General features: G+C 72.6%; 23 protein-coding genes. 5 read left to right on the top strand and 18 right to left on the bottom strand.

Features of this window, described 5'->3' with window-relative positions:
- Positions 1-42: 42 nt before the first annotated feature.
- Both J2S58_RS15430 and J2S58_RS15425 read left to right on the top strand, forming a co-directional pair.
- The gene (locus J2S58_RS15430) at positions 43-717 is read left to right on the top strand and encodes a class I SAM-dependent methyltransferase (RefSeq protein WP_205256549.1); all 675 of its coding nucleotides are present in this window, start codon (positions 43-45) and stop codon (positions 715-717) included.
- A 32-nt stretch (positions 718-749) separates the two neighbouring features.
- Positions 750-2,207: a dihydrolipoyl dehydrogenase family protein gene (locus J2S58_RS15425; protein ID WP_344469933.1), complete on the top strand. Its 1,458-nt coding sequence runs from the start codon at positions 750-752 to the stop codon at positions 2,205-2,207.
- On the opposite strand, the gene J2S58_RS15420 is transcribed toward J2S58_RS15425, so the two are convergent.
- From J2S58_RS15420 to J2S58_RS15390, 7 genes are all read right to left on the bottom strand, one after another.
- Entirely contained in the window at positions 2,204-3,235 is a 1,032-nt protein-coding gene (locus tag J2S58_RS15420) for an ABC transporter ATP-binding protein (RefSeq protein WP_205256551.1), read from the bottom strand. The two genes, J2S58_RS15425 and J2S58_RS15420, sit on opposite strands and share 4 nt — an antisense overlap.
- On the bottom strand, positions 3,232-4,059 hold the full coding sequence (locus J2S58_RS15415; protein ID WP_205256552.1) for an ABC transporter permease: 828 nt from the start codon (positions 4,057-4,059) through the stop codon (positions 3,232-3,234). Before J2S58_RS15415 ends, J2S58_RS15420 begins: the two co-directional genes overlap by 4 nt.
- Positions 4,056-4,907, bottom strand: a complete 852-nt coding sequence (locus tag J2S58_RS15410) for an ABC transporter permease (RefSeq protein WP_205256553.1) — start codon at positions 4,905-4,907, stop codon at positions 4,056-4,058. Before J2S58_RS15410 ends, J2S58_RS15415 begins: the two co-directional genes overlap by 4 nt.
- A gap of 65 nt (positions 4,908-4,972) precedes the next feature.
- Positions 4,973-6,352: an ABC transporter substrate-binding protein gene (locus J2S58_RS15405; protein WP_205256554.1), complete on the bottom strand. Its 1,380-nt coding sequence runs from the start codon at positions 6,350-6,352 to the stop codon at positions 4,973-4,975.
- Positions 6,352-7,029 (bottom strand): CDP-alcohol phosphatidyltransferase family protein, encoded by a 678-nt coding sequence (locus tag J2S58_RS15400; protein ID WP_205256555.1) that lies wholly within the window; start codon positions 7,027-7,029, stop codon positions 6,352-6,354. Before J2S58_RS15400 ends, J2S58_RS15405 begins: the two co-directional genes overlap by 1 nt.
- On the bottom strand, positions 7,022-8,527 hold the full coding sequence (locus J2S58_RS15395) for a hypothetical protein (protein WP_205256556.1): 1,506 nt from the start codon (positions 8,525-8,527) through the stop codon (positions 7,022-7,024). Before J2S58_RS15395 ends, J2S58_RS15400 begins: the two co-directional genes overlap by 8 nt.
- Before the next feature lie 141 nt (positions 8,528-8,668).
- Positions 8,669-9,103, bottom strand: a complete 435-nt coding sequence (locus J2S58_RS15390; RefSeq protein ID WP_205256557.1) for a nitroreductase family deazaflavin-dependent oxidoreductase — start codon at positions 9,101-9,103, stop codon at positions 8,669-8,671.
- Between the two features lie 113 nt (positions 9,104-9,216).
- Between J2S58_RS15390 and J2S58_RS15385 the strand changes: the two genes are divergently transcribed.
- The 3 genes from J2S58_RS15385 to J2S58_RS15375 all read left to right on the top strand — a co-directional run bounded on the left by J2S58_RS15385 (position 9,217) and on the right by J2S58_RS15375 (position 12,346).
- Complete coding sequence (locus tag J2S58_RS15385) at positions 9,217-9,600, top strand: DUF6394 family protein (protein WP_205256558.1); 384 nt, start codon at positions 9,217-9,219, stop codon at positions 9,598-9,600.
- Positions 9,597-11,477: a potassium channel family protein gene (locus J2S58_RS15380; protein ID WP_205256559.1), complete on the top strand. Its 1,881-nt coding sequence runs from the start codon at positions 9,597-9,599 to the stop codon at positions 11,475-11,477. The genes J2S58_RS15385 and J2S58_RS15380 overlap by 4 nt, the downstream gene beginning before the upstream one ends.
- A 167-nt stretch (positions 11,478-11,644) precedes the next feature.
- Positions 11,645-12,346 (top strand): GntR family transcriptional regulator, encoded by a 702-nt coding sequence (locus J2S58_RS15375; RefSeq protein ID WP_205256560.1) that lies wholly within the window; start codon positions 11,645-11,647, stop codon positions 12,344-12,346.
- Between the two features lie 21 nt (positions 12,347-12,367).
- On the opposite strand, the gene J2S58_RS15370 is transcribed toward J2S58_RS15375, so the two are convergent.
- From J2S58_RS15370 to J2S58_RS15320, 11 genes are all read right to left on the bottom strand, one after another.
- On the bottom strand, positions 12,368-13,705 hold the full coding sequence (locus J2S58_RS15370) for an MFS transporter (protein WP_205256561.1): 1,338 nt from the start codon (positions 13,703-13,705) through the stop codon (positions 12,368-12,370).
- Between the two features lie 102 nt (positions 13,706-13,807).
- Positions 13,808-15,067, bottom strand: a complete 1,260-nt coding sequence (locus J2S58_RS15365) for an NAD(P)/FAD-dependent oxidoreductase (RefSeq protein WP_205256562.1) — start codon at positions 15,065-15,067, stop codon at positions 13,808-13,810.
- Positions 15,064-15,387, bottom strand: coding sequence for a 2Fe-2S iron-sulfur cluster-binding protein (locus tag J2S58_RS15360; RefSeq protein ID WP_205256563.1), 324 nt, complete (start codon positions 15,385-15,387; stop codon positions 15,064-15,066). Before J2S58_RS15360 ends, J2S58_RS15365 begins: the two co-directional genes overlap by 4 nt.
- 2 nt (positions 15,388-15,389) lie before the next feature.
- Positions 15,390-16,364, bottom strand: coding sequence for a phosphotriesterase family protein (locus J2S58_RS15355; protein WP_205256564.1), 975 nt, complete (start codon positions 16,362-16,364; stop codon positions 15,390-15,392).
- On the bottom strand, positions 16,361-17,119 hold the full coding sequence (locus tag J2S58_RS15350) for an HpcH/HpaI aldolase family protein (protein ID WP_205256565.1): 759 nt from the start codon (positions 17,117-17,119) through the stop codon (positions 16,361-16,363). The genes J2S58_RS15355 and J2S58_RS15350 overlap by 4 nt, the downstream gene beginning before the upstream one ends.
- Positions 17,116-18,201 carry an amidohydrolase family protein gene (locus tag J2S58_RS15345; RefSeq protein WP_205256566.1) on the bottom strand — a complete coding sequence of 362 codons (1,086 nt, stop codon included), beginning with the start codon at positions 18,199-18,201 and terminating at the stop codon, positions 17,116-17,118. Before J2S58_RS15345 ends, J2S58_RS15350 begins: the two co-directional genes overlap by 4 nt.
- Positions 18,202-18,247: 46 nt before the next feature.
- A complete protein-coding gene (locus J2S58_RS15340) occupies positions 18,248-18,925 on the bottom strand; it encodes a Rieske (2Fe-2S) protein (protein WP_205256567.1) in 678 nt (225 codons plus the stop codon).
- Complete coding sequence (locus J2S58_RS15335; protein WP_205256568.1) at positions 18,922-20,151, bottom strand: alpha-hydroxy acid oxidase; 1,230 nt, start codon at positions 20,149-20,151, stop codon at positions 18,922-18,924. Before J2S58_RS15335 ends, J2S58_RS15340 begins: the two co-directional genes overlap by 4 nt.
- Positions 20,152-20,153: 2 nt before the next feature.
- Positions 20,154-21,323 (bottom strand): amidohydrolase family protein, encoded by a 1,170-nt coding sequence (locus J2S58_RS15330; protein ID WP_205256569.1) that lies wholly within the window; start codon positions 21,321-21,323, stop codon positions 20,154-20,156.
- A gap of 984 nt (positions 21,324-22,307) precedes the next feature.
- Positions 22,308-23,294: an aldo/keto reductase gene (locus tag J2S58_RS15325; protein WP_205256570.1), complete on the bottom strand. Its 987-nt coding sequence runs from the start codon at positions 23,292-23,294 to the stop codon at positions 22,308-22,310.
- Between the two features lie 25 nt (positions 23,295-23,319).
- The gene (locus J2S58_RS15320) at positions 23,320-24,087 is read right to left on the bottom strand and encodes an MBL fold metallo-hydrolase (protein ID WP_205256571.1); all 768 of its coding nucleotides are present in this window, start codon (positions 24,085-24,087) and stop codon (positions 23,320-23,322) included.
- Between the last annotated feature and the right edge of the window lie 421 nt (positions 24,088-24,508).

Here is a 24,508-nt window from a genome sequence, read left to right as displayed (position 1 = left end):
GCACCTCACCGGGCCCGTTCCCGTCTCGGGCACGCTGAGGGCATGAGCCCACGCCTGCCCCGGTACGGCCCGGCCGCCCGGTTCTACGACCTGCTGTCCGCCGAACGCTGGGTCTACCGCGCCGGGCGGTTGCGGGCCATCGCGCTGCTGCGGCTCTCCGCCGGTGACCGGGTGCTGGATCTCGGTTGCGGGACGGGCCTGAACCTGCCCCCGGTGATGGCCGCCGTGGGCCTGTCCGGCGCCGTGCTCGGCGTCGACGCGTCCGGAGCCATGCTCGACGGGGCGCGCCGACGCATCGCCCGGCACGGCTGGACCGGCGTGCGGCTGATCGAGGCCGACGCCGCGACCGTCGACCTCGGCGACGAGGCACCGTTCGACGCCCTCCTGGTCACCTACGCGCTGTCGATCATGGACGGTTGGACGGTGGCGTTCGACCGGGCGGTGGCACGCCTGAGCCCGGGCGGCCGGATCGCCGTGGTCGACCTGGCCCTGCCCACCGGGTGGGGCCGCCTGGGCTGGCCGCTGGCCCGGTTCGCCTGCTGGACCGGCGGCGCCGACCCGTACCGGGCCCCGTGGCGCCGCATCGACACCGTCGCCGACGACGTCCGGCACGAGCGCCTCCGCAGCGGGCACGTCCGCGTGGTCGTCGGCACGGTGGCGACACCGGCGATGCCCCGCCCAGCACCGACCACCCCCGAGCAGAACGGCGGACGATGACCCCCGAACCCCGTGACGTCCCGACGGTGCCGATGACCGATCCGGCCTGGACCTCCGACCCGTTGACCCCGCCGCACGGTGCGGAGTGGGACCTGGTCATCGTGGGCGGCGGGACGGCCGGCATCGTCGCGGCCCGCACCGCGGCCGGCTTCGGCGCGAGCGTGCTGCTGGTGGAGCGGGACCGGCCGGGCGGGGACTGCCTGTGGACCGGGTGCGTGCCGAGCAAGGCGATGCTCGCCGCGGCCCACTCCGTCGCGGGCATGCGCGCGCCGGGGCCGGGCCTCCACGCCGGGCACGTCACGGTCGACGGTCCGGCCGTGTTGCGACGGGTGCAGGAGGCCATCGCCGCGATCGAGCCGGACGACTCCCCCGCCACCCTGCGTCGGGCCGGGGCCGCCGTCGCCCACGGCACCGCCCGGTTCACCGGTCCGCGCGAGATCACCGTCGACGGCACCCCGGTCCGGTTCCGCCGGGCCCTGCTGAGCACCGGTGCGGCGCCCGTCGTCCCGGACATCCCGGGCCTGCGCGCGGCCGACCCGCGCACCAGCGAGACGATCTGGTCGATCACCGAGCTGCCCGCCCGGCTGCTGGTGGTCGGCGGCGGCCCGATCGGCTGCGAGCTCGGCCAGGCCTTCGCCCGGCTCGGCTCCCGCGTCACCCTGGTCGGGTCGGCCCCGCGTCTGCTCGGCCGGGAGGACCCGGACGCCGCCGCGCTGGTGACCGCCGCGCTCGTCGCCGACGGGGTGGACGTCCGTACCGGGGTGGCACTCTCGTCGGTGGTCCCGGACGGGGGCGCGCACCGGGCGGACCTGGACGACGGCACGGAGGTGGTCGCCGATCTGGTGCTGGTCGCCGTCGGCCGGCACCCGCGAACCACCGACCTCGGCCTGGCCGAGGCCGGGATCGCCGTCGACGAGCGGGGTTTCGTCCGCGTCGACGCCCACCTGCGGACCGGCAACCCGCGGGTCTGGGCCGCCGGCGACCTGACCGGGTACCCGGCGTTCACCCACACCGCCGGGGTGCACGGCACGCTGGCGGCCACGAACGCGGTCCTGGGCCTGCGGGGCACGGTGGACACCACCGCGATCCCCCGCGTCACCTTCACCCAGCCCGAGGTCGCCGCCGTCGGCGTGGGCACGTCCGGCGGGCCCGGGCTGACCGTCCGCACCGTCCAGCACGCGCACGTGGACCGGGCCGTCGCCGACGGGGCCACCGACGGGTTCACCCGCCTGGCCTTCGACCGCCGCAACCGCGTGGTGGGCGCGACGATCGTCGGTCCCCGGGCCGGGGAGTCGCTGGCCGAGGCGGTGCTCGCCATCCGGCAAGGGTTGCGCGCCCGGGACATCGCGTCGGCCACCCACGCCTATCCGACCTACGGCGACGGGGTGTGGAACGCGGCCATCGCCCAGGTGCGGGCCCAGCTGGGCCGGCCCGTCCCGCGCACGGCCGTCCGGGTGCTGGCCGCGGTCCGCCGGCGCAGCGGTCGTTAGGCGGCCACGACCGTCCCCGCCCCCGGGGGCAGGGTCAGCACCACCCCGGTGCCGGGTTCCACCGCGGTGCCGACCGGCACCTGGACGGCGAGAAGGCCGATTGCGGAACGGATCTGCAGCACCAAATGCGTACCCGCGAACCGCACCGACTCCAGGGTCCCGGGGATCGGCTCCCCCGGGACCGCTCCCCAGCGCAGGGCCTCCTGCCGCACCACCAGCACCGCGGGCCCGTCGGGGAGTCCGGTCTCCTGATGCAGATCGAGCCCCTGGGCGGTGAACCGGCCCGCCCGGACCGCCCCGGGGATCTCGTTCCCGGCCCCGAAGAACCGGGCGGCGGCCAGCGACGGCGGCGCGGTGTAGAACATCTCGGGCGGGCCGTGCCCGGCCGCGCGCCCGTCGAGCATGAGCAGGATCGTGTCCGCGATCTCGACGGCCTCGGCCTGGTCGTGGGTGACGAACACCGTGGTCGTCCCGGACTCGGTGTGCAGATCCTTGACCAGGGTGCGCATCTCGACCCGCAGGGCCGCGTCCAGCTGGGAGAACGGCTCGTCCAGCAGCAGCACCGCGGGCTGGAGGACCAAGGCCCGGGCCAGGGCCACCCGCTGCTCCTGACCACCGGAGAGTTCGCCCACCCGACGGTCGCCGAGTCCGCCCAGCCACATGCGCTCCAGCATCGAGTCCACCCGCCGTCGCGTCTCCGCCCGCCCCGTCCGGCGCATCCGCAGGCCGAACGCGACGTTCTGCTCGACGGTGAGATGCGGGAACAGCAGGGGCTTCTGGAAGACCAGGCCGGTGCCGCTGCGGTCGGCGGGCACGTCCACCACCGACCGCCCCTCGATGGTGATGTCCCCGGTGTCGGGGCGCAGCAGCCCGGCCAGCATGGCCAGGGTGGTGCTCTTGCCGCAGCCGGACGGGCCGAGCAGAGCGGTGAACGAACCGGCGGGCACGACGACGTCCAGGTCGACCACCGCGGCGGTGTCGCCGAAGTGCTTGCCCACCCCGGTCAGCGCCACCTCTGCGCCGCTCACAGCCGACCGAACCCGATGACGCCGGCCGACCGGCCGGAGAGCAGCCGGGCGCACGCGGCCACCAGCACCAGCGGCGGTGCCACCAGGAGCACGCCGAGCGCGGCCGCCGACGTGGTGTCCGAGGACCCGATGGCGGCGAACAGCAGCAGCGGCAACGTCTTCACCTGGCCGCCGCCGACGAGCAGCGTCAGCACGTATTCGCTCCAGGAGATGAGGAAGGTGAGCAGCGCCGCCACGGTCAGCGGCGGGCGCAGCAGGGGCAGGGTGGCGAACAGGAACACCCGTACCGGCCCGGCGCCCAGGGCCCGGGCCTGCCGTTCGTAGTCCAGGTCCAGGTTGGCGAACGCGGCCCCGAGCAGGGTCGCCGCGTACGGCACCGTCGGCATAAGGTGCACCAGCACCACTCCGGCCACCGATTCCGACAGGCCGGCGCGGACGAAGAACACCTGGATGCCCAGCGTCACGGCGAGACCCGGGACGATCACCGGAGCCAGGAGCAGGAACTGCACCAGCCGGCGCCCGCGGAACCGGTAGAGGCCGACGGCGCGTCCGGCGGGCAGCCCGATCGCGCAGGCCAGCACGGACACGAGGACGGCGATGAGCAGGCTGGTGCCGAGCCCGGCCAGGATGTCGCTCCGCGGGTCGACGATCGTCCGCAGCCCGCGCAGGCTCAGCTCCTGCGGTAGCAGATCCGGGTAGCGCCAGCGGGCCGAGACGGCCCAGATCACCAGAGGCACCAGCGGGAGCAGCACCCCGAGCAGGATCAGCACGATGCCGACCCCGCGGGTCCGGGACCGGGCGCGGGTCGTCGTCGTCGCGATCACACCGACCGCCGGGACAGCCGGGAGATCAGTGCGAAGTACCCGGCGGCCACCGCCACGGTGAGCACGGCGATGATCACGGCCAGGGCCATGGCCTGGGGGCGGGCCCGCAGATCGGTGTCCCGGTAGTACTGCAGCGCCACCACCGGCAGCGTCGCCGGGTAGGGCCGGCCGAGCAGCGCGGGCACCTCGTACGAGCCGGCCGCGAACGCGAACACCAGGACCGAGCCGGCGGCCACCGCCGGGGCGACCAGCGGCAGCGTGACGCCGGTGAGTCGTTGCCACGCACTCGCGCCGAGCACCCGGGCCGCCCGTTCCAGGTCGTCCACCCCGCGCCCGAGGGCGGCCAGCGCGATGACGGCGAGGAACGGGGTCTCCTTCCACACGTACTCGGCGATGATCCCCCAGCCGAACGCGTCCGCGGTGAGTGCGGGGAAGTCGGCCGGGGTGTCGGTGAGGCCGACGGCGTGGGCCATCCGGGACAGGAACCCGCCCTGGGACAGCAGCAGCACCATGCACAGCGCCCCGACGAGGTGCGGCACGGCGAGGTTGGCCTGCAGGACGCCGGCGACCCACCCGCGGGACCGGCCGAGCCGCCGGACGAGCAGTGCGCACGCCACCCCGAGGGCGGCCGACACCGCGGTGGACACCAGCGCGACCCGGGCGGTCACCCCGAACGACGCCCGCACCGCCGGGTCGGCCCACACCTGTCGGTAGGCGTCCAGGGACAGCCCGCCGCCGGGCAGGAAGGGTTGGTACCCCAGGCTCTGGGCGATCGCCTGGGCCACCCCGGTCAGGAAGAACACGGCGACCACCGTCAGCGCGGGGGCGAGCAGCAGGGCGATGCGCACGCCTCGGGGCAGCGGACGTCGAGCGCGGCGGGGCCGGGACGGCGACACGGTGGAGGGTGCGGTGCTCACCCCTGCTGCAGCACGGTGGCCGTCCAGTCCTGCTCGAGCCGCGCCACGTACTCCGGGGCGAGCTCGGGCTGGGCGTCGCGGGTGAGCTCCTCCAGCGGGAGCACGGACGGGCTGAGCGGGACGGCGGCGAAGCGGGCCTGCACGTCGGCGTCCGTGCGGGTGAGATCGATGCCCGGGTAGATGCCCTCGGCCTCGTACAGCGCGAGCTGGGTCTCCGGGTCCTGGAGCACGTTGGCCAGCACCTTCGCGCCGGCGGCGTTCGCGGCGTTGGCCGGGATGGCGACGAAGCTGCGGTTGCCGATGTTGCCGCCGGCCAGCACGGCCTCCCGGGTGGTCTCCGGGAACAGCCCCTTCTCCACCTGGTCGCCGACGGCGCCGGGGCCGTACGTCAGGAACGCACTGATCTCGCCGTTGCCGTAGAGGGTCTCGACCTCCTCCTGCGACGCGGGATAGGTCTCCCCGCCGCGCCACAGCGAGCCGGCCACGCCGGTCAGTCGTGGCCACAGCTGCGCCACCGCCGCGGTGTAGGCGGCCTCGTCGAACGGACCGGCCAGCGAGGACGGGCCCCCGATGGCGTCGTACAGGAAGGTGCGGACGGCCATCGAGCCGGTGAAGTCGGGCGGGGCGGGGTAGGTGAACAGACCCGGGTTGGCCTGCGACCAGGCGAAGAGGCTGTCGACCGAGGCGACATCGGCCGCGGAGAGCACGGCGCTGTCGTAGACCAGCGCCGAGTCGGCGCTCTGCCACACCGCCTCGCACCCGTCCACCGGGGTGCCGAAGTCGCTGGCCACCGCCGGGTCGGCGAAGTCGACGTACCGGGAGTTCGGGAGCACGGTGTCCCATCCGCACTCCCACAGATCGGCCTGCACCCCGGTGGCGAAGTTCTCGCCGTTGACCCAGACCAGGTCCACCGCACCGGAATCGGTGGCCCCGGCCTGCACGTCGCCGAGCACCTTGTTGACGGCGTCGGCGGTGTCGGTGATCTTGACCTGGTTGAGGGTGACGCCGGCGGCGGCCAGCTCGTCGGCCACGTACCCCGTGACGAACGTGTTCAGGGTGTCGTCGCCGCCGTACATGTACCAGTTCACCGTCTGCCCGTTCGCCTCCGCGAGCACGGCGTCCCAGTCGGCGGTGGTCGTGCCCGGCGAACCCGATGCGGCGGCGGTGGACGCGGCGGTGGACGTGGCCGCGCTCGACCCGGCCGAGGACGACCCCGGCCCGGTGGCGGTGGTCGTGGCGGCGGCGGAACCCGGTGCGACAGCGGTGCTCCCGGCCGACCCGGACGACGAGCCGCAGCCGGCGACGGTCAGCAGGGTGAGGGCGGTGCCCAGGGCGAGCGCGGTGGTGGGGCGGCGGGCAGCGGTGCGCAGGCGCATCACAGGTCCTGTCTGTCGGGGGCGGAGCGGTGGGCGGACGGGGCTGACGGTGAGGCCGTCGAGACTCCTGATGGGGCCGGTCGGCGGAGAACCCGGACGCCGAAGGCGATCCGCTGCCCGGCGGTGACCGCGACGGCCGCGGTGAACACCCAGGCGATGAGCGCGGCGTGCCCCGGGAACAGGCAGAACAGCACGTAGGCGACCACCGTCTCGGTGCCCTCGGCCAGCCCGCCGACGAACCGCAGCGAGCGGCCGTCGCCGCCGGTGTCACCGCGCCGCTCCAGCAGTGAGGACAGCGCCAGGAACGCGGTGCCCGAGACGTAGTAGGCGACCAGCAGGGCCAGGCAGGCGATCCGGGCGTCCGGCACGGCGACGGCGACGGCCAGCACGAAGCCGGCGTACACGCTGAAGTCGGCGACGATGTCGAGGAACCCGCCGAGTTCGGTGGCGCCGCGACGCCGGGCCAGCGGCCCGTCCAACCCGTCGAGCAGCCGGTTGACCAGCCAGAGCACGAGGGCGAGCGTCCAGGACCCGGTGCCGGCGGCCACGCAGGCACCCAGCCCGGCCAGCCAGCCGACCCCGGTCACCATCAGCGGGCGCACCCCCAGCGCCGCCAACCCACCGGCGGTGGCGTCGAGTCCGGGGGCGAGCAGCCGGCGGACGGGAGCGTCAAGCACCCGCGACTCCCGGACCGCCGGCCCGGACCGATCCGGCAGTGGTGGGAGTGGCATGGCGGATCCGGCGGTCGGTCACCGGGGCCAGCGGGAGCAGGACGCGCAGGGCGGCGTTCTCCCCCGGATCCAGGACGCCGTGCTGCACGCACGCCGGCACCAGCTCCCCGGTCTCCGGGTGGGCCATGGCGTACGAGCACGCCTGCAGCCGTTCCTGGGTGGCCTTGAGGACCGGGTCGGTGAGCGCCTCACCGCGCTGCATCGCCGCCCACGCCGGGGCGACGTCGCCGGCGTCCATGAAGGAGTGCATGACGAAGCTGACCGGGCGGATGCGCTCGGAGAGCAGCTTGCGCGGGCCCACCCCGCGCAGGGTGCGCCCCAGCCAGCCCAGGAAGATGGCGGCGACCTGCGGATGACGGGCCACCACCCGGGCCAGTTTGACCGCCAGCAACGGGATCGGGGTGCCGGAGAAGTTGATGCCGCCGCAGTACCGGAAGAACGCGTCGCGCACCGCCAGGTCCCGGGGGCTCTGGTCGTCGAGTACCGGGTACCAGCGGTGGCCGACGTAGAACCCGTAGGCGGTGCGGTTGCAACGCACGTCGCCGTTCTGGAAGACCCCGTACGGCAACCGGCTCCCGGCGCCGCGCTCGATCTCGGCCCACACGATGTCGGCGTCGATCTCGCGGTAGCCGTCGTGCCAGCGCCGGTCGTCGCCGACGAACGCGGCGGGCTGGAAGGAGAACATCCCGAAGCCGTAGTCGTGGCACTCGGCGAGCACGTCGGCGATCTGGTCGACGTTCCGCGGGGTGACGGTCATGTTGTGGGCCAGGAAGTACCGGACGCCGTGCCGGCGCTTCAGCTCGGCGAACATCGCGGTGAACGCCCTGCGGTGGGGGTTGAGCGAGGCCTCGTCGGCGGGCCGCTCGATGCCGCGCCGGCCGAACATGAGCATGTCGAAGTGCCCGGCGAAGGAGAGCCGGTCGAACCGCTTCTTCCCGTCCGGGCCCAGGGCGACCTCGGTGAGGTAGTCGGCGTCGAAGTCGCCGTGGGTCATGCTCATCGGCTCGCGCCCGGCGTCGAGCATGAGCTTCAGGGTGGCGGCGTGGTCGTCGGCCGGGAGCAGGGTGACCTCGCCGCCGATCAGCTGGGCGTGCGCCCGCGGCCCGCGGATGCGGCGGAAGAAGGCCATCTGCTCACCCACCTCGCCGCGGGTGTGCTCGCCGCTGATCGCCACCCGGTTGGCGTCCCGGGAGTGGTAGCAGGGGGTGCAGGCCAGGTTGCACTTCGGGAACACCCCGTGGGTCCCCTCGCAGCCCACCGCGTGCTGGCCCAGGGTCTGGGCCGGAACCCGGGCACCCGGGGGGAGCTCGGACCATCGGCGCTCCAACGCCGCCTGCGTCTCCGGGTGCACCGGACGGGTGGCCAGGGCCAGCTCGCGCACCCGGGCGCGAGCGCCGTGCAGGATCCCCCGCAGCGATCGGGCCGAACGGACTTCCGTCGTCATGACGTCCCCTGCCTGTCGTTTCCCGGCCGGGGCCACGGCGCCTCTGCGCGCTCGTCACCCTGTGAACGCCATTGAACACGGTCGGCGGTCGCTACGGAGGGGGCTCGCGGCCTGCGTCCGGTCCGGTCTCCGCCGCCCGGCTCAGTCGCTCGACCGTGGCGTCAGCGCGAACAGCGGGATGGTGCGGATCCCGGCGGTCTTGGTCTCGTACTCGCCGAAGCCCGGCATGATCGCCACGATCCGCGCGTAGATCTCGTCCCGCTCGGTGCCGGTGATCTCCTCGGCCCGCACGTCCAGGGTCGTCGCCGAGCGCTCCGGGTGGCCGATATCGACGGTGATCTCGGGGTGGGCGAGCAGGTTGTGGTACCAGGCCGGGTGACTCGGCGCGCCGGCCGCCGAGGCCACGATGACCATCCGCCCACCGTCGTCGAACCAGACCAGCGGGGTGACCCGCTCGGCACCGGACTTCGCGCCGCGGTGGTGCACCAGCACCATCGGCGCCCCCTCGAAGGGCGGGCCGACATGGCCGTCGTGGGCGTGGAAGTCCTCGATGATGCGGGTGTTGAAGTCGCTCACGGCTGCTCCCTGCTCGGCCCGGCGCCACGGCGGTCCCGGTGCTGCCGCAGATCATCACTCCCCCACGGCCGTCGCGGTACCTTTCGGGCACACGACATCCGGTGAGGGAGACCATGAATCTGGAGAAGGTGGTCTTCGGGTTCTTCGTCCTGCTGGCCGCGACGCTGAACCTGGGGTTCTTCATCGGCGACATCGCCAACCCCGAGCTGCACAGCGTGTGGGAGCTCTTCGCCGCGCTGACCGTCAGCCTCATCGCCACCGTGCTGAAGTTCGGTGATCGCACCCAGCTCGGCGCGGTGCACCTGGCCACCAGTCTGGTCGCGGATCTGCAGCTGGTCGCCGCGGGGATCGTCTGGGTCATCGCCGAGTCCTCCGATGCGGGGCTGACGGCGGCGTCCACCGCCGCGGCGGTGTCACTGTCCGGCGGGGCGCTGCTGGCCAACCTGGTCTCGGTGGTGCTGCTGGTGTCCGAGACGGTCGGCTACCACCGCCGGTGAGCACGCCGCTCCCACCGGGACGGGCGGGCGCCGCCTCCGCCCCCCCGACCCGCAATCCGCTGCGGGTCTTCTGGCGCGTCCTGCTCGCCCGGGACACCCCGCCCGGTGACGTCCCCCGGCACGCGACCCGCTCGGGCGCGCAGGCCTCGGTGTTCATCGTGCTGCGGCGCATGCGCGCCCCCCTCATCACGCTGATCGTCATCTTCACCGTCAGCGTGCTGGGGCTGGTCCTCGTCCCGGGCAACCCGGTCGACGGGCAGCCCACCCATCTGACCCCGTTCGACGCGTTCTACGTCATGAGCTACACGGCCACCACCATCGGCTTCGGCGAGCTACCGGTGCCGTTCTCCACCCCGCAACGGATCTGGGTCACCGCGGCCATCTACCTGTCGGTGATCGGCTGGGCGTACGCGATCGGGACCCTGCTCAGCCTCATCCAGGACCGGTCCTTCCGCTCCGCGCTGGCCCGGCAGCGCTTCCGCCGCACGGTCTCCCGCATCCGCGAGCCGTTCGTGCTCATCGCCGGGTTCGGCCGCGCCGGGGAGCTGCTGGGCGGGTCGCTGGACGAGCTCGGCCGGCAGTTCGTGGTGCTGGACGTGGCCGCCGACCGGATCGACGCGCTGGACCTGTCGACCTACCGCGGGGACATCCCTGGGCTGGTCGCCGACGCGGCCGACCCGCACTTCCTCGGCCTGGCCGGGCTGGAGTCGCCGTACTGCACGGCGGTGGCCGCGCTGACCGACGACGACGAGGTCAACCTGGCCGTCACCATGGCCACGTCCCTGCTCCGGCCGGACGTCACCGTGGTCGCCCGGACCAGTTCCCGCTCCGTGGGCAACCGGATGGCCGCGTTCGGCGCGTCCGGAGTGGTCAATCCCTTCGACCGGTTCGGTGACCACCTGCGCACGGCGCTGCGCTCGCCGGCGTCCTACCAGCTGCTGAGCTGGTTGGAGGCCGGGCCGGGAGCGCCACTGCCGGACCGGGAGCGACCCCCCTCCCACGGGCACTGGGTGATCTGCGGTTACGGCCGGTTCGGCCGGGAGATGACCGCGGACCTGACCGCGGAGGGCCTGCAGGTCACCGTCATCGACCCGCGCCCGCAGGCGCAGGAGGACCACGAACGGGACGAGCACCCGCCGCACGGCCGGGCCTCGTCCACCGAGTTCGTGCTGGGTGACGGGTCCGAGCCGGACCTGCTGGAACGGGCCGATCTCGCGCACGCGGTGGGCTTCGTGGCCGGGACCGACAACGACACCGCCAATCTCTCCCTGCTGGCCGCCGCCCGACGGATCAACCCGGATCTGTTCCTCGGCGCGCGGCAGAACCGGTCCAGCAACGCCCCGCTCTACGCCGCCATGACGGTGACCTCGCTGCTGGTGCCGGCGGAGACCGTCGCGCACGAGGTGTACGCGCAGCTGAGCACCCCCCTGCTGTGGCGGTTCCTGCAGGAGATGCCCGGACGGGGCGAGGAGTTCGCCGCGGACCTGGTGCACCGATTGACCCGTGACTGCGGTCACGAACTCCCCGCGCTGTGGAAGATCCAGCTGGACGGCGAGCTCGCCCCCGCGGTCCGCAGCTGGCTGACCGCCGGCGGCGCAACCCTGGGCGACCTGCTCCGCAATCCGGAGAACCGTTCCGAGCGCCTGCCCGTGGTGGTGCTCATCGTCGCCGGCACCGAGCGCACCGCCCTGGCCCCGGCCGACGACGTCGAGCTCCTCCCGGGGGACGAGCTGTTGCTCGCCGGCCGGCCGGTCGACCGCCGGGAGGTGGAGACCACCCTGCTGTCCGAGGCGACGGCCGCGCTGGTGCTGCACGGGCGGGAGGAACCGGCCGGGTGGGTGTGGCGGAGGCTGGGCGGCACGGGCCGGTCCGGCTGAACCGAGCGTCCGGATCGTCAGGGGTGAAGGCCGGATCGAGCGGCCTGGTCAGGTGGGACGCCCGGGTCGGTGGGTCGGGTAGAAATAGGGCGCAGCCCGGCGTGAACGTGCACGTCAGCGGGCCGACCGGGACGGGGTCCTGTGGAGGCGATCGGGGAGGGACAGCGGTGCGGGCACCTGCCAAGCGGGAACTGTTGGGCGGTGCCGTCGTCGGTGTCGTCCGCGATCTCATCCTGTCCGGCGACGTGCGCCCCGGTGAGCGGCTGGGCCTGACGCGGCTGTCCGAGCTGATGGGGATGAGCTCGACGCCCGTGCGGCAGGCCCTGTTCCAGCTCTCCCAGGACGGCTGGCTCGTGCACGAGCCGCACCGCGGATTCTGGGTCGCGCCGCTGGACCGGGCCGATCTGCAGGACACGTACCAGGTCTGGGCCCGACTGGAGGGCGAGATCGCCGTGCGGGCCACCCGTCGCGCCACCGCCGAGCAGCTCGCCGCGATCCGGACCCTGAACGGTGCGCTCACCGAGCTGGTCGACCACCGCAGCCAGACGGCCCTGGACCTCAACGAGCAGTTCCACTCCGCCGTGCACGCGGTCTCCGGCGCGCACCGCCTCGTCTGGTTCGCCGACGTCGCGATCCGTTCCGTGCCGCTGCGGTTCAATGAGGCGTTCCAGACGGTGCCCGGGTGGGCCGAGGTCAACCGGCACGGGCACACCGCGATCGTCGACGCCATGGAGTCCGGCGACGCCGACCGGGCGGGCGAGCTCATGCAGGAGCACTTCGTCCGCACCGGTGAACTGCTCATCTCGCAGCTGGACGAGTTGCGCCTGTGGGCCGGTCCCGTCGCCGGGACCGACCTACGGGACGGATGACACGTGTGGTGACGACCGGGGTTACAGCACGTCCTTCGACGTCTCCCGGGCGGCCAGGGCGGCGACGAACGCGAGCACGTTGACCGCGATGCCGAAGGCCACGATGTACCCGGTGTTGAAGGTGCCGCCGCCGGCGATGAGCAGTGCGGCGCAGATCAGCGGGGTGAGACCGCCGATGGAGCCGGCCAACTGGTAGCCGAGCGAGGCACCGGTGTACCGCAGGCGCGTCGGGAACAGCTCCCCCAGCCAGGCCGCGACGGGGCTGTAGCAGATGGAGTGCCCGATGGCGATGGCGGCCATCGAGATGTACAGCGCTCCGAGGTTCCCGGAGTTCAGGTCCCGGAACAGGAACACCACGCTGACCGCCTGCATGGCGAGCCCGATGAGGGTGACGTTCCGCCGCCCCCAGTAGTCCGACAGCGTCCCGAAGATGGGCTGTCCGAGGAAGCCGATGGCCGCGCTGAGGAGCACCACCCCGGACATCTCGGCCCGGGTGAACCCCGTCTGCAGCCCGTAGGCCGCGGCGTACGTGGAGTAGATCGAACTGACCGCGAACGGGCCGACCACCAGGGCGATGGCGATGATCAGCGTCTTGGGGTGCCGCAGGACCTCGATGATCGGGGCCTTCTCGACCTCGGAGGTCGCGGCCTTCTTCTGGGCCTCCAGGAAGACCGGGCTCTCGTGCACACCGAGTCGGATCCACAGCCCGACGACGACCAGCACCGAGGACAGCAGGAACGGCAGGCGCCAGCCCCAGCTGAGCAGCGCATCCGACGGCAGCTGGGTGAGCAGGGCGAAGACGCCGGTGGCCAGCAGGATCCCGCCGGTCAGCCCCATCTGCGGGATGCTGGTGGAGAACCCGCGCCGACGCCGGGAGTGCTCCATGGCGATGAGCACCGCACCGCCCCACTCCCCGCCCGCAGCGACGCCCTGCAGGGTGCGCAGCACGACGAGCAGAATGGGCGCGGCGATCCCGATCTGGGCGTAGGTCGGCAGCAGGCCGATCAGCGTCGTCCCGATACCCATGAGGATGATCGAGAGCACCAGCATCTTCTTGCGGCCCAGCTTGTCGCCGTAGTGACCCCAGATGGCGCCGCCGATGGGCCGGGCGAAGAAGCCGATGGCCAGGGTGGCGAAGGAGGCCAGGGTGCCCGCCGCGGAGCTCACCGTCGGGAAGAACAGCTGGTTGAAGACCAGCGCCGAGGCCAGGCCGAAGAGGTAGAAGTCGTACCACTCGATGAGCGAGCCGATGAAGCTGGACACCAGCACCCGGCGGATCTGCCGTCGTTGTGCCGGGTCCAGGTGGTCGGGCGCCGAACTCTTCAGTGCTGTGGTGCCGGGAGACGACGTCGTGTCCACGGGATCCTCCAGTGCATCGCGGGAAGGTGCTGGGCGGCGAGCTCCGTCCCCGGTGTGGAGGAGTCGCAGGGTGGTGCGGGGAACGGGTCGGGCGGGTCCGGGTCAGGCGGCCGGGACGGGGCTGGTCCGCGAATGACCCTTCAGGTCGAAGGTGGGATCGGCGACCTGCTCCGGGGTGAGCGGCAGGGAGCGGTCCAGGATGCGCCGGGCGGCCAGGTGGTCGGCGGCGTTGTTCACCGACTCGGCGCCGGCGAAGTCGTCGCCGACGAAACGGAAGACGGAGAACGATCCGCTCGCGGGGTCACCGCGGAGCACGGAGCGGGCATCGGTGGGGATGAGACCGGCGATCTGCAGCCGGTTCCCGCCCTGGTGGGACCAGAACCACGGGGTCGCGGCGTACGGCGTGGGTGTCCCGGTCAGCGTGCGGGCGAGGATCTTGGCCTGATCCACCGCGTTCTGCACCGATTCCAGCCGGATGAGTGCGCCGGTGCGGGCGTCGGGGTAGGCGCAGCAGTCGCCGAGGGCCCACACGTGGGGATCGCTGCTGCGCAGGTACTCGTCGACGACGATGCCGTTGCCGACGGCGAGACCGGCCTGCTGCGCGATCTCGATGTTGGGCAGCACCCCGACGCCGACGACGACGAGGTCCGCCGGGTACCGCGTCCCGGACGACCCGACACCGGCGACCACTCGGCCGTCCTCACCCAGGATCTCGGTGATGCCCTCGCCGAACACCGTGCGCACCCCCGCGGCGGTGTGCTGCCCATGGAAGTGGTCGGACATCTCCGGCGACAGCACGCGGCCCATCATCCGGGGCGCCATCTCCAGCACGGTGACCTCGACCCCGTGGGCCCGGGCGGACGCGGCGAACTCCAGGCCGATGAACCCGGCCCCGACGACCAGGGCCCGGCGCGCGGTGAGCAGATCGGCCCGCAGCGCGGCGGCGTCGTCCAGGGTGCGCAGGGAGTGGACCCCGGCCAGCTCGGCCCCCGGGATGCGCAGCGCGCGGTTGCGCGCCCCGGTGGCCAGCACCAGGTCGCGGTACGGCAGCACCTGCCCGTCCACGGCGGTGATCGTGGCCGCCGCCGGGTCGATCGTCTCCACACCGACCCCAGGGTGGAAGGTGACATCCCGTTCGACGAAGAACTTCTCGGCCCGGATGGGCAGGGCGGTGGCGTCCTGCCCCGTTTCGTCCGGCACGCCCAGGAAGTCCTTGGAGAGCGGCGGCCGCTGGTAGGGCAGGTGCACCTCGGTGCCGAACAGGTCGATGGGTCCGGTGTACCCCTCGCCGCGCAGGGAGTCGGCCAGCTGGACGCCGCCCTGGCCGCTGCCGACGATGACGATCCCGCGGGCCGTGCTCACTGCTCCGCCGGGACGTCGACGACGATCTTCTCCAGGCGCGGGCCGGTCTTGAGCTGGCAGCCCAGCCGGGAGCGCTCGGGATCCCGCGGGGCGGCGGTCTCCTCGAGCATCTCCTCCTCGTCCTCGCTGAGCGGCGGCAGGGCGGCGAGGTACTCCGGACGCACGTACACGTGGCAGGTCGCGCAGATGGCCTGCCCGCCGCACTCCCCCACGATGCCGGCGATCCCGCCGGCCACGGCCCCGCGCATCACGGAGGTGCCCGGGACGACGTCGATCTCGTCGACCGACCCGTCGAGGTGGTGATAGGTGATGGTGGGCATGGTCAGCGGGCCCCGACGAGGATGCGCGCGGCGTTGGTGATCATCATCTGGTCGATGTCTGCGTCGGAGACCCCGCGCTCACGCAGCTGCGGGAGGATGTCCCGCGAGATGTGGGCGTGGTTCCAGTCCGGGGACTCGCGCCGCCGGAACGACGGCGGGGTGTTGATGCTGAACACCCCGGCGTCGTGCGACAGGGTCAGCTTCTCGGCGTAGCCCAGCTCGACCAGGCGGACGACGGTGTCCACGCGCTCGGAATCACTGCGCATGGAGACCATGCCGAACCGGTCCATGCCGAGAGTGGAGCCGTTGTCCATCAACTCGCGCAGGTAGTCCAGGTCGGTGCTGTCCCCGGAGTGCCCGATGAGCACGTGCTCCAGCGGGACGCCGCGGGAGCGGAAGAACTCCTGCTGGTCGCGGCCGCGGAACTCCCGGGCGTGGGTGTGGGTGGTGATGGTGGCGCCGGTCTCCAGGTGCGCGGTGGCCGCGGCCCCCATTACCCGCTCGACCCCGGGGGTGAGTCCGGGCTCGTCGGTGGCGACCTTGATCATCACGGCCTTGACGCCGGTGTCGCCGATGCCGGTGGTCAGGTCGCGGATGAACATGGCCGGCATGGGGTCGTCCATGTCGACCATCAGCCCGGGGCCGTGGGTCTGGAAGAACGTGGGCAGGGCGTTGAACGTGTAGTAGCCGGTGGCCACCACGATGTTGACCGCGGTGGCCGCGGCCACCCGCTGGATGCGCGGGATGGACCGGCCCAGACCCGGGACCGTCAGATCGATGATGGTCTCGATGCCGAGGGTCTTGAGCTCGTCGAGGGTGTCGACGGCCTTGGCGACCATGGCGTCCTCGCCCTCCCACTCGGGGTCGGGCCAGCCCTCCTCGATCTCCGGGTTCTTGGTGAAGATGTGCTCGTGGGTCAGGGTGCGGCCGATGGCCTCGAGTGCGACGGGGCCGTTGACGGTGTCGACGGTGCTCATGCCGGTCCTCCTGAGGTGTGGGCGAGCGCCGCGAGGGACGCCCGGATGAAGCCGATGTCGGACCCGGCGGTGACCATGCCGAAGCCGTCGGCATGACGCGTGGCCGGTGTGCCGGTGATGGCGGTGACCTTGCCGTGGCGGGTGCAGGACTCGCGGATGGAACGGACGGCGTCGTGCAGGGCCGGGTCGGTGGCCGCCTCGATGCCGGTGGGGGCGCCGCCCAGGCTGACCGACAGATCGGCCGGCCCGATGTACACGCCGTCCACGCCGGGGGTGGAGACGATGGCGTCGACATCGGCCACACCCGCCGCGGTCTCGATCATCACCAGGCACATGACCTGGCCGTTGACGGTGGCCGGGTCGCCACCCAGCCCGTGGGTGGCCCGGATCGGTCCCCAACTGCGGGTCCCGTCCGGGAAGTAGCGGCAGGCGGCCGCGGCCCGGGCCGCCGCGTCGGCGTCCTCGACCATCGGGACGATGACGCCCTCGGCGCCGGCGTCCAGCGCCTGCCCGATCAGGGTCGGGTCGTTGCCGGCCACCCGGACGAGCGGGGTGGCCGACCCCCGGGCCAGGGCGCGGAGCATCGACACCAGGCGCTCGGCGGGGATGAGGCCGTGCTGCTGGTCGAGGTAGACGTAGTCGTACCCGGCCATGGTGAACTCCTCGGCGATCTGCGCGTCGCCGAGCACGCAGGACAGTCCGGTGGCGTTCCCGCCGCCGGACAGTCTGTCCCGCAACCGGTTCGGTCGGCTCACAGCCGGTACCACTGCCGGGCCGACTCGGCCATCAGCTTGGGCCGCATGGTCTCCGGCATGGCCTCGAGCAGGAGCTCCAGGTCGTCGTCGTGCCGGTGCGGGTAGTCGGTGGCGAACATCAGGATGTCCTCGGAACCGAGCCAGTCCAGGATGGTCCGGGTCTGGGCGACCGAACCGAGGTCGGACGGGGCGACGGAGAAGCGGATGTGGTCGCGGACGATGTCCAGCGGGAGCCGGTCCAGCCAGGGGAAGTCGCGCCGCAGGCCCTTCCACTTCTTGTTCATGCTCCAGCCCCAGGTGGGCACCCAGGTGAACCCGCCCTCCATCACCGCGAACCGCAGCGTGGGGAACTTCTGGAACACGCCCTCGAAGATGACGCTGGTCAGCTGGGCCAGGTACAGCTGGGTCTCCACCGCGTACTCCTCGGCGTAGTGCCCGGCGTACCCGGTCGGCGACGGCGCGTCCTCGGTGGTCCCACCCCAGTGCAACCCCAGGACCAGGTCGTGCCGTTCCGCCACCTCGTAGATGGGGTGGAAGTAGCGCTGCCCGTAGAGCCGCTCGGAGCGGACCGGCAGCATGACCTGCTTGAACTGCGGATGCCCACCGATGCGGTCGATCTCGGCCGCCGCGGCCAGCGGGTCGCGGGCCGGGATGACCAGGGAGCCGACCAGGCGCTCGTCGGCGGCGAACCACTCGGCGACCATCCAGTCGTTGACCGCCCGGGCCAGTGCCGGTGCCCAGTCGGGGTGGCGCAGCGAGTCGACGCCGTAGTAGCAGTTCAGCACCGCCTTCTCGGTCCGCCACGGTTCGAGCACCTGCTGCTGCAGCAGCTCGACCCGGGTGGCGCTGGTGCCGTCGGCCTGCCGCCACTCGGCTCGGGCGGTGGTGGGAGCGCCGGGCGGGTAGCTCAGCGCCGGGCCGGTCGGGCCGTGCCAGCCGCGCTCGCGGGTCGCCTCCTGCCACACCGGATCGAGGTACGGCAGGATCGCGTCCAGCGAGGGGACGTTGGCGTGTACGTCGCAGTCGATGACCGCGCCGGTCCACGTCGAGGGCCGGGTCGCTTGCGGGAGAACAGTCGTCATTGTCTGGTCCTTCGCGTATGGGTGCCGCCGCGTGCGGGACGGTGGGTCAGGAGGCGGCGGGCGGGACGGGGGCGGGTGCCGACCCGGCCTCGGTGACCGGCTGGGGCACGGTGGGCCGCGGCTCGACGGGTTCGGCCGTGGCCGGCCCCGGGACGGCCACGTCGGTGGGGCCGTCCGGGACCGGGGCTGTCGCGACGCGGCGCCGGGACGGCGCCTTGAGGGTGAGGACGATGTACTGCTCCTCGACCTCGACGTCGAACTTCTCGGCCTGGTACGGGCCGGGCACCATGCCGGCGATCCCGGACTGCACGTCGGACTGCAGGGCGGTGCCGGCCTCCACCCCGATGGGGAACGGCCGGGCGGACAGGCCGTGCGGGTCGAAGTACGACTGCCCGGTCCGGATGTCGAACTCCCAGTTGTGGTACGGGCAGGTCAGCAGGGTCTGCGAACGGTCCAGGTTGACGATGCCCGGCGCCGGGGACGACACCTTGCTCACGATCTGGCCGTAGCACAGCGGGCCGCCCAGGTGCGGGCAACGGTTGAGCACCGCGTGGAACTCGCCGTCGACCTGGAACACGCCGATCTCCCGGCCGTTCACCTCGACCAGCAGCCGCCCGGACTCCGGGAAGTCCTCCACCCGGCCGACCACGTAGCGCTGGGGCTTCTTCGCCCTCGCCGGTGCCGGCTCGTTCCCGGCCGTCGGATCGGTGATCTGTTCGGTCATCGCTGCACCAGCTCCGGTTCGGTCTCGGACAGCGGCCGGGTCGACCGGTCGGTCACCCAGCTCGCGTCCAGGTCGTGGATGTCGTGGCAGCCCAACAGCTGCAGGGTGCGGATCAGCTCGATCCGCATGCGCTCCAGCACGTGGCTCACCCCGGCGGTGCCGCCGGCGGCGAGGCCGAAGGCCGGGTAGCGGCCGACGAGCACGGCGCGGGCGCCCAGCGAGAGCGCCTTGACCACATCGGCGCCGCGGCGGATGCCGCTGTCCAGGATGATCTCCAGGTCGTTGCCGACCGCGTCCACGATGCGGGGCAGCGCCCGCAGGGTGGCCGGCGCCCCGTCGAGCTGACGGCCGCCGTGGTTGGACACGATGATCCCGTCGGCGCCGAGCGAGCGCGCCCGCTGCGCGTCGGCCACGGTGAGCACGCCTTTGATGATCAGCGGGCCGGCCCAGTTCGCCCGCATCCAGGCGATGTCGTCCCAGTCCGGGGAGTGGGACTCCGCGCCGGTGCGGGTCAGCGCGGAGAGCTCCATGGGCTTGCCGTCGGGGGTGATGTCCGCGGTGTTCGGCAGCTTGAACGGCATGCCGTCCCGGGTGAAGCGGTAGACCCAGCCCGGGTGGCCGATGACCCGCGGCGTCATCCTGACGACGTTCTGCAGGTTGATCCGCATGTTGTAGCTGAACCCGTTGCGGAAGTCCCGCTCCCGGTTGCCGCCCACGCTGGTGTCGATGGTGGCGACGAGCCCGGCGTACCCGGCGGCATCGGCCCGGCGGACCAGGGATTTCATCGCCTCCTGGTTGGAGAACCGGTACGCCTGGAAGAACTTCGGCCCCGGCACCTGCGCGATCTCCTCCAGGGAGAACCCGGACGCCGACGTCGAGACGTGGATGGTCTCCGCCTCGTGGGCGGCCTGGGCGATGCCCAGGTCACCGTCGGGGTGGATGAGCCGCATGCCGCCGCAGGGCGCCGTCATGATCGGCATGGAGATCGGGATGCCGAACACGGTGGTGGCCAGCTTCGGGTCCGGGACCCAGACCGCCCCGCGGGGGGCGAACGACAGATCGGTGAACGCCTGGCGGTTCCAGCCCAGGGTCAGCTCGTCCTCCGAGCCGGCGTCGATGTACTGGTAGATCGACTTGGGCAGGGCCCGCTTCGCCGCCCGCCGGGCGTCCTCGTAGTTCAGCACGCCGGCCAACCGACGGCGGGTGAGCGCCGTGGTGCGGAGCACGATCAGACGTCCGTCGGGGACGGCAGGCCGTGACCGGGCTTGAGCGGCAGACGGTAGAGCTTGCTGGCGTTCTCGCCGAGGATGCGGCGGCGACGATCCTCCGGGAAGTGCTCGGGGACGGACTCGTACGGGGAGTCGAAGTCCCAGTGCGGGTAGTCGCTGGAGAACATCAACCGGTCGGCGAACCCGGCCTCCTCGAACATCCGGAAGACGCCCTCGGTCATCTCGGGCTTCTCCGGCTCCTCCAGCGGCTGCGTGCTGAACCAGAAGTGCTCGCGCAGGTACTCCGACGGCTTGCGCGACAGGTGCGGCAGGTCCTCGCGGTGCTTGTCGTAGACGGCGTCCAGCCGCCAGCTGAACGGCACCACCCAGTCCCAGCCCAGCTCCAGGGCGGCGATCTTCAGCTTGGGGAAGCGGTCGAACACGCCCTCGAAGATGAGGCTGGGCACCATGGACAGCGGGAGAACCGAGAAGGCGGCGTGCATCTCGCCGTAGAAACTCTGCTTGCCCGCGCCGGTGGGCTGCCGACCCATACCGGGGACGTGGAAGCCCAGCGGGATGTCGTACGCCTCGCAGGCCTCGAAGATCGGCCAGTAGCGGCGGCGGCCGATGGGGTCGGCGCCGGACGGGGACATGAGCACCTGCACGAAGGAGCCGGGGTGCTCGGTCATGCACCGCTCGATCTCCCGCTCCCCGCCGGGGATGTCGCGGGCCACGGTGATCGAGGCCCGGAACCGCTCGTCGTGCCCGCACCAGGTGGTGGCCAGCGCGTCGTTGTAGGCGCGGTACAGGGCGGTGGCCAGCTCGTGCGGCATGTTCACGCCGCCGCTGGTGATGATGTACGTCTGAGGGCAGGTGAGGACCACCGCGGACATGTCGTACAGGTCGACGACCTGCTCGATGGCCAGCGCGGGGTCGACGCCCACCCGGCCGTTCACGTCGACAGCGTCCAGACGGTGGGTGAACTCCCGCTGCGCCGGCGACACCCCTCCCCCGAACGAGCCGAGGCCGTAGCGGGCGATGTGGTCGCGCCACCGCTGCGGCAGGTGCTCGGCGACCTGCGGATCACTGGGGATGGGCATCGGGTGGAAGTCGACGTCGATGACGCCCAGGCGGTTCTTCGCCGTACCTGCGCCGGCGGTCTCGGCCTTGTCGAGCTCGGTGATCGTCACGGGAATCCTGCCTCATCGTCGAGAGCGTGGTCGTGTCGTACTGCCCTGGTGCACCTGCGGCCCTGCCACACCTGCGGCGCCGACGCGGCGGTCGACGGAGGCGGTGCGGCCGGTGGGGCGGCGCGGCCGGGAGCGGAGCTGCGGGCCGCCGCGTCGAGGGGGGGTCAGCGGCGACCCGAGGACGACCGTAGCAGCAAGTTTATTTTTTGCAAAGTTTGCTGAGGGTGGTGAGGGGGGTGCGCTGGGTGGTGCTGCGCGCGGGATCGGGTCGGCGTCCGGACGGCCGGGGCACGCCCTCTCGAACGCGCCCACGATGAACGTTCGCGCCGCTCGTCGGAGGCGCGTTCACGCAACTCGGGCGCGTTCACCCAACCCCGGGCGCGTGGTCCCCCACGCGCCCGCGATGAACGTTCGCGCCGCTCGTCGGAGGCGCGTTCACGCAACTCGGGCGCGAACACGCCGGGTCCCCCGTCCTGGCGCCTGAGCTGTCCCTCCCGAGCCGCACCCGACGCCGCCGACCACTTGCCCGGGCCCGCCCGCGCCCCACGGTGCCGGCCCGATCTCCCCCACGCGCCCGCGATGAACGTTCGCGCCCCTCGTCCGAGGCGCGTTCACGCAATCGGAGCGCGTTCACTCGACCCCGGCACGTCCTCTAGAACGCGCCCACGATGAACGTTCGCGCTCCTCGCTGGAGGCGCGTTCACGCAACTGGGGCGCGTTCACGCAACTGGGGCGCGTTCACGCAACTGGGGCGCGTTCACTCGACCCCGGGCGCGTCGTCCCCCGCGCGCCCACGATGAACGTTCGCGCCCCTCGCTGGAGGCGCGTTCGCTCAACCCCGGGCGCGTGGTCCCCCACGCGCCCACGATGAATGTTCGCGCCGCTCACGCGAGGCGCGTTCATGCAATCAGGGCGCGTTCACCCCACCCGGGCGCGAACACGCCCGGGACCGCCCACCCCTGGGTTCCGGGGCGCAAAGCCGGGTCAGCGCCCGACCAGCCCCATGTGCATCGCGTTGTAGCGATCCCCGGCGACTCCCGCCGTGCTGGCGAGGGCGTCGAGGTCGGCGATCTCGTCCGCGCTCAGGGCCACGGCGGTGGCGGCGGCGTTCTCCCCGAGCCGCTCGAGGCGGCGGGTGCCCGGGATGGGCACGATCCAGCTCTGCTGGGCCAGCAGCCAGGCCAGCGCCACCTGCCCCGGGGAGGCGTCGTGACCGTCGGCGATGGCGCGGACGCGGTTCACGAGGACCTGGTTGATGTCCCGGTTCTCGGAGGTGAACCGGGGGATCCCCGCGCGCACGTCGCCGTCGGCGAACGAGGTGGACGGGTCCACGGTGCCGGTGAGGAACCCCTTGCCGAGGGGACTGAACGGGACGAAGCCGATGCCCAGCTCGGCGCAGGTGGGCAGCACCTCCGCCTCGGGGTCACGGGTCCACAGCGAGTACTCGCTCTGCAGCGCGGTCACCGGGTGCACGGCGTGCGCGCGACGCAGGGTCGCCGCCCCCGCCTCGGAGAGCCCGAAGTGGCGGACCTTGCCGGCGGCCACCAGCTCCCCCACCGTCCCGGCGACCTCCTCGATCGGCACGTCCGGGTCGACCCGGTGCTGGTAGAAGAGGTCGATGGTGTCGATGCGCAGCCGGCGCAGGCTCGCGTCTGCGACCTTGCGGATCTGCTCGGGCCGGCTGTTCAGCCCGACCGACGCGCCGTCCTCGATGCGCCAGCCGAACTTGGTGGCCAGCACGACCTGGTCGCGGACGGGGGCCAGCGCCTCGCCGACGAGCTCCTCGTTGACGTAGGGGCCGTAGACCTCGGCGGTGTCGAAGAACGTGACCCCCAGGTCGACGGCGCCGCGCAGCACGCCGATCATGTCGTCGCGGCTGCCGGGGTTCGGACCGTAGCTCTGCGACATCCCCATGCAGCCCAGGCCGATGGCCGAGACCTGCAGCCCCTGGCCGAGTGTGCGGTCGTGCATCACGTGCTCCTGTTCGAGTGAGGCGTCAGCGAGGGAGGCGGAACGGTTCCCCCGGCGCGAGGACCCGGATGCGCCCCGGGTTCGTCACCCGGTCGGGCAGGACGGCGGGGTCACCGTTGAACGGCGGGAAGTCCGGGGCGTCCACCGAACCCCAGTGATAGGGCAGCAGCGTCGTGTCGGGGTAGGTGTTGGCCATCTCGACGGCCCCGTCCAGCCCGAAATGCCAGTCACTGTCCGAGAAGTCGAACAGCATGACGTCCGCGGCGGGCATGGTGAGGTGGTGGTCGCGGATGAGCCGGGAGTCCCCCGGTGCCCACACCGTGCCGTCCGGGGTCTCGATCCAGAATCCGCAGGAGTCCTCGTCGGCGAACACCCGGTCGGCCGCCCCGGGCGAGTCGTTCTGCCAGGCGTGGTCGGCCGGGGTGACGGTGATGCGCAGCGGCCCGACGGAGAAGACGTCACCGATGACGTGCCCGTGGCCCGGAAGGCCCTCCGCCGCCATCTCCGACCCGACGTACTGCGTGGAGTGGAACGCGGCGGTGACACCGGCGAGCTCCCGGCAGGTGGCCCGGCTGTAGTGGTCGTTGTCGGCGTGGGTGACCAGCACGGCGTCCAGCTGAGGCACCTGTGCGGCGGTGATCGGCAGGTCGATGAGCAGGGGCATGTCGAACCCACCCAGCAGCGGATCGATCATCACCGCGGTGCCGTGCGACGTCAGTAGGAAGCCGGCCATGCCGAGCCAGCGCAGTTCGGTGCCCTCGGTGCGGGTGAAGGCATCAGGGCCGAAGGGCACGGTCCGGGGGGCCCGGGCCTGACCGGGACGAGGGACCGACGCCGACACTGCTGCCTCCCGCAGAGACGGTGGCCGGGCTGCCACCACCGATCGGACCGGCGCCACCACCCTGCACGGGTCGTGGCGTGCCGCCCCGTCGGACGGACCCCGGAACCGTACCGCCGGGCGGATCCGGCCCGCCCGCTCGGCCGGCCGTTCATCGACGAGCGACGTCCGCGGCTCCCCCGTCGTGACGACCAGCCACCCCGAACCGTCGTGCGGTTGGTCCTCGCCGCCGGTCGCCGCTGATCCACCCCTCCCTTCGGCTCCGGGCAGTCGTCCGTAGGCCGGGCGCACGGGCGGGTTCGGAATGGATCCCCCACGGCATCTCACAACCCGAAAACCGACGACTCCCGCCCATCCCGGTGCATCCGGTCCGCCA

It is taken from the genome of Nakamurella flavida (genome assembly GCF_030811475.1).
Classification (GTDB): Bacteria; Actinomycetota; Actinomycetes; order Mycobacteriales; family Nakamurellaceae; genus Nakamurella; species Nakamurella flavida.
The sequence above is the reverse complement of the archived record's forward strand: the minus strand, read 5'-3'. Positions and strand labels throughout refer to the sequence as shown.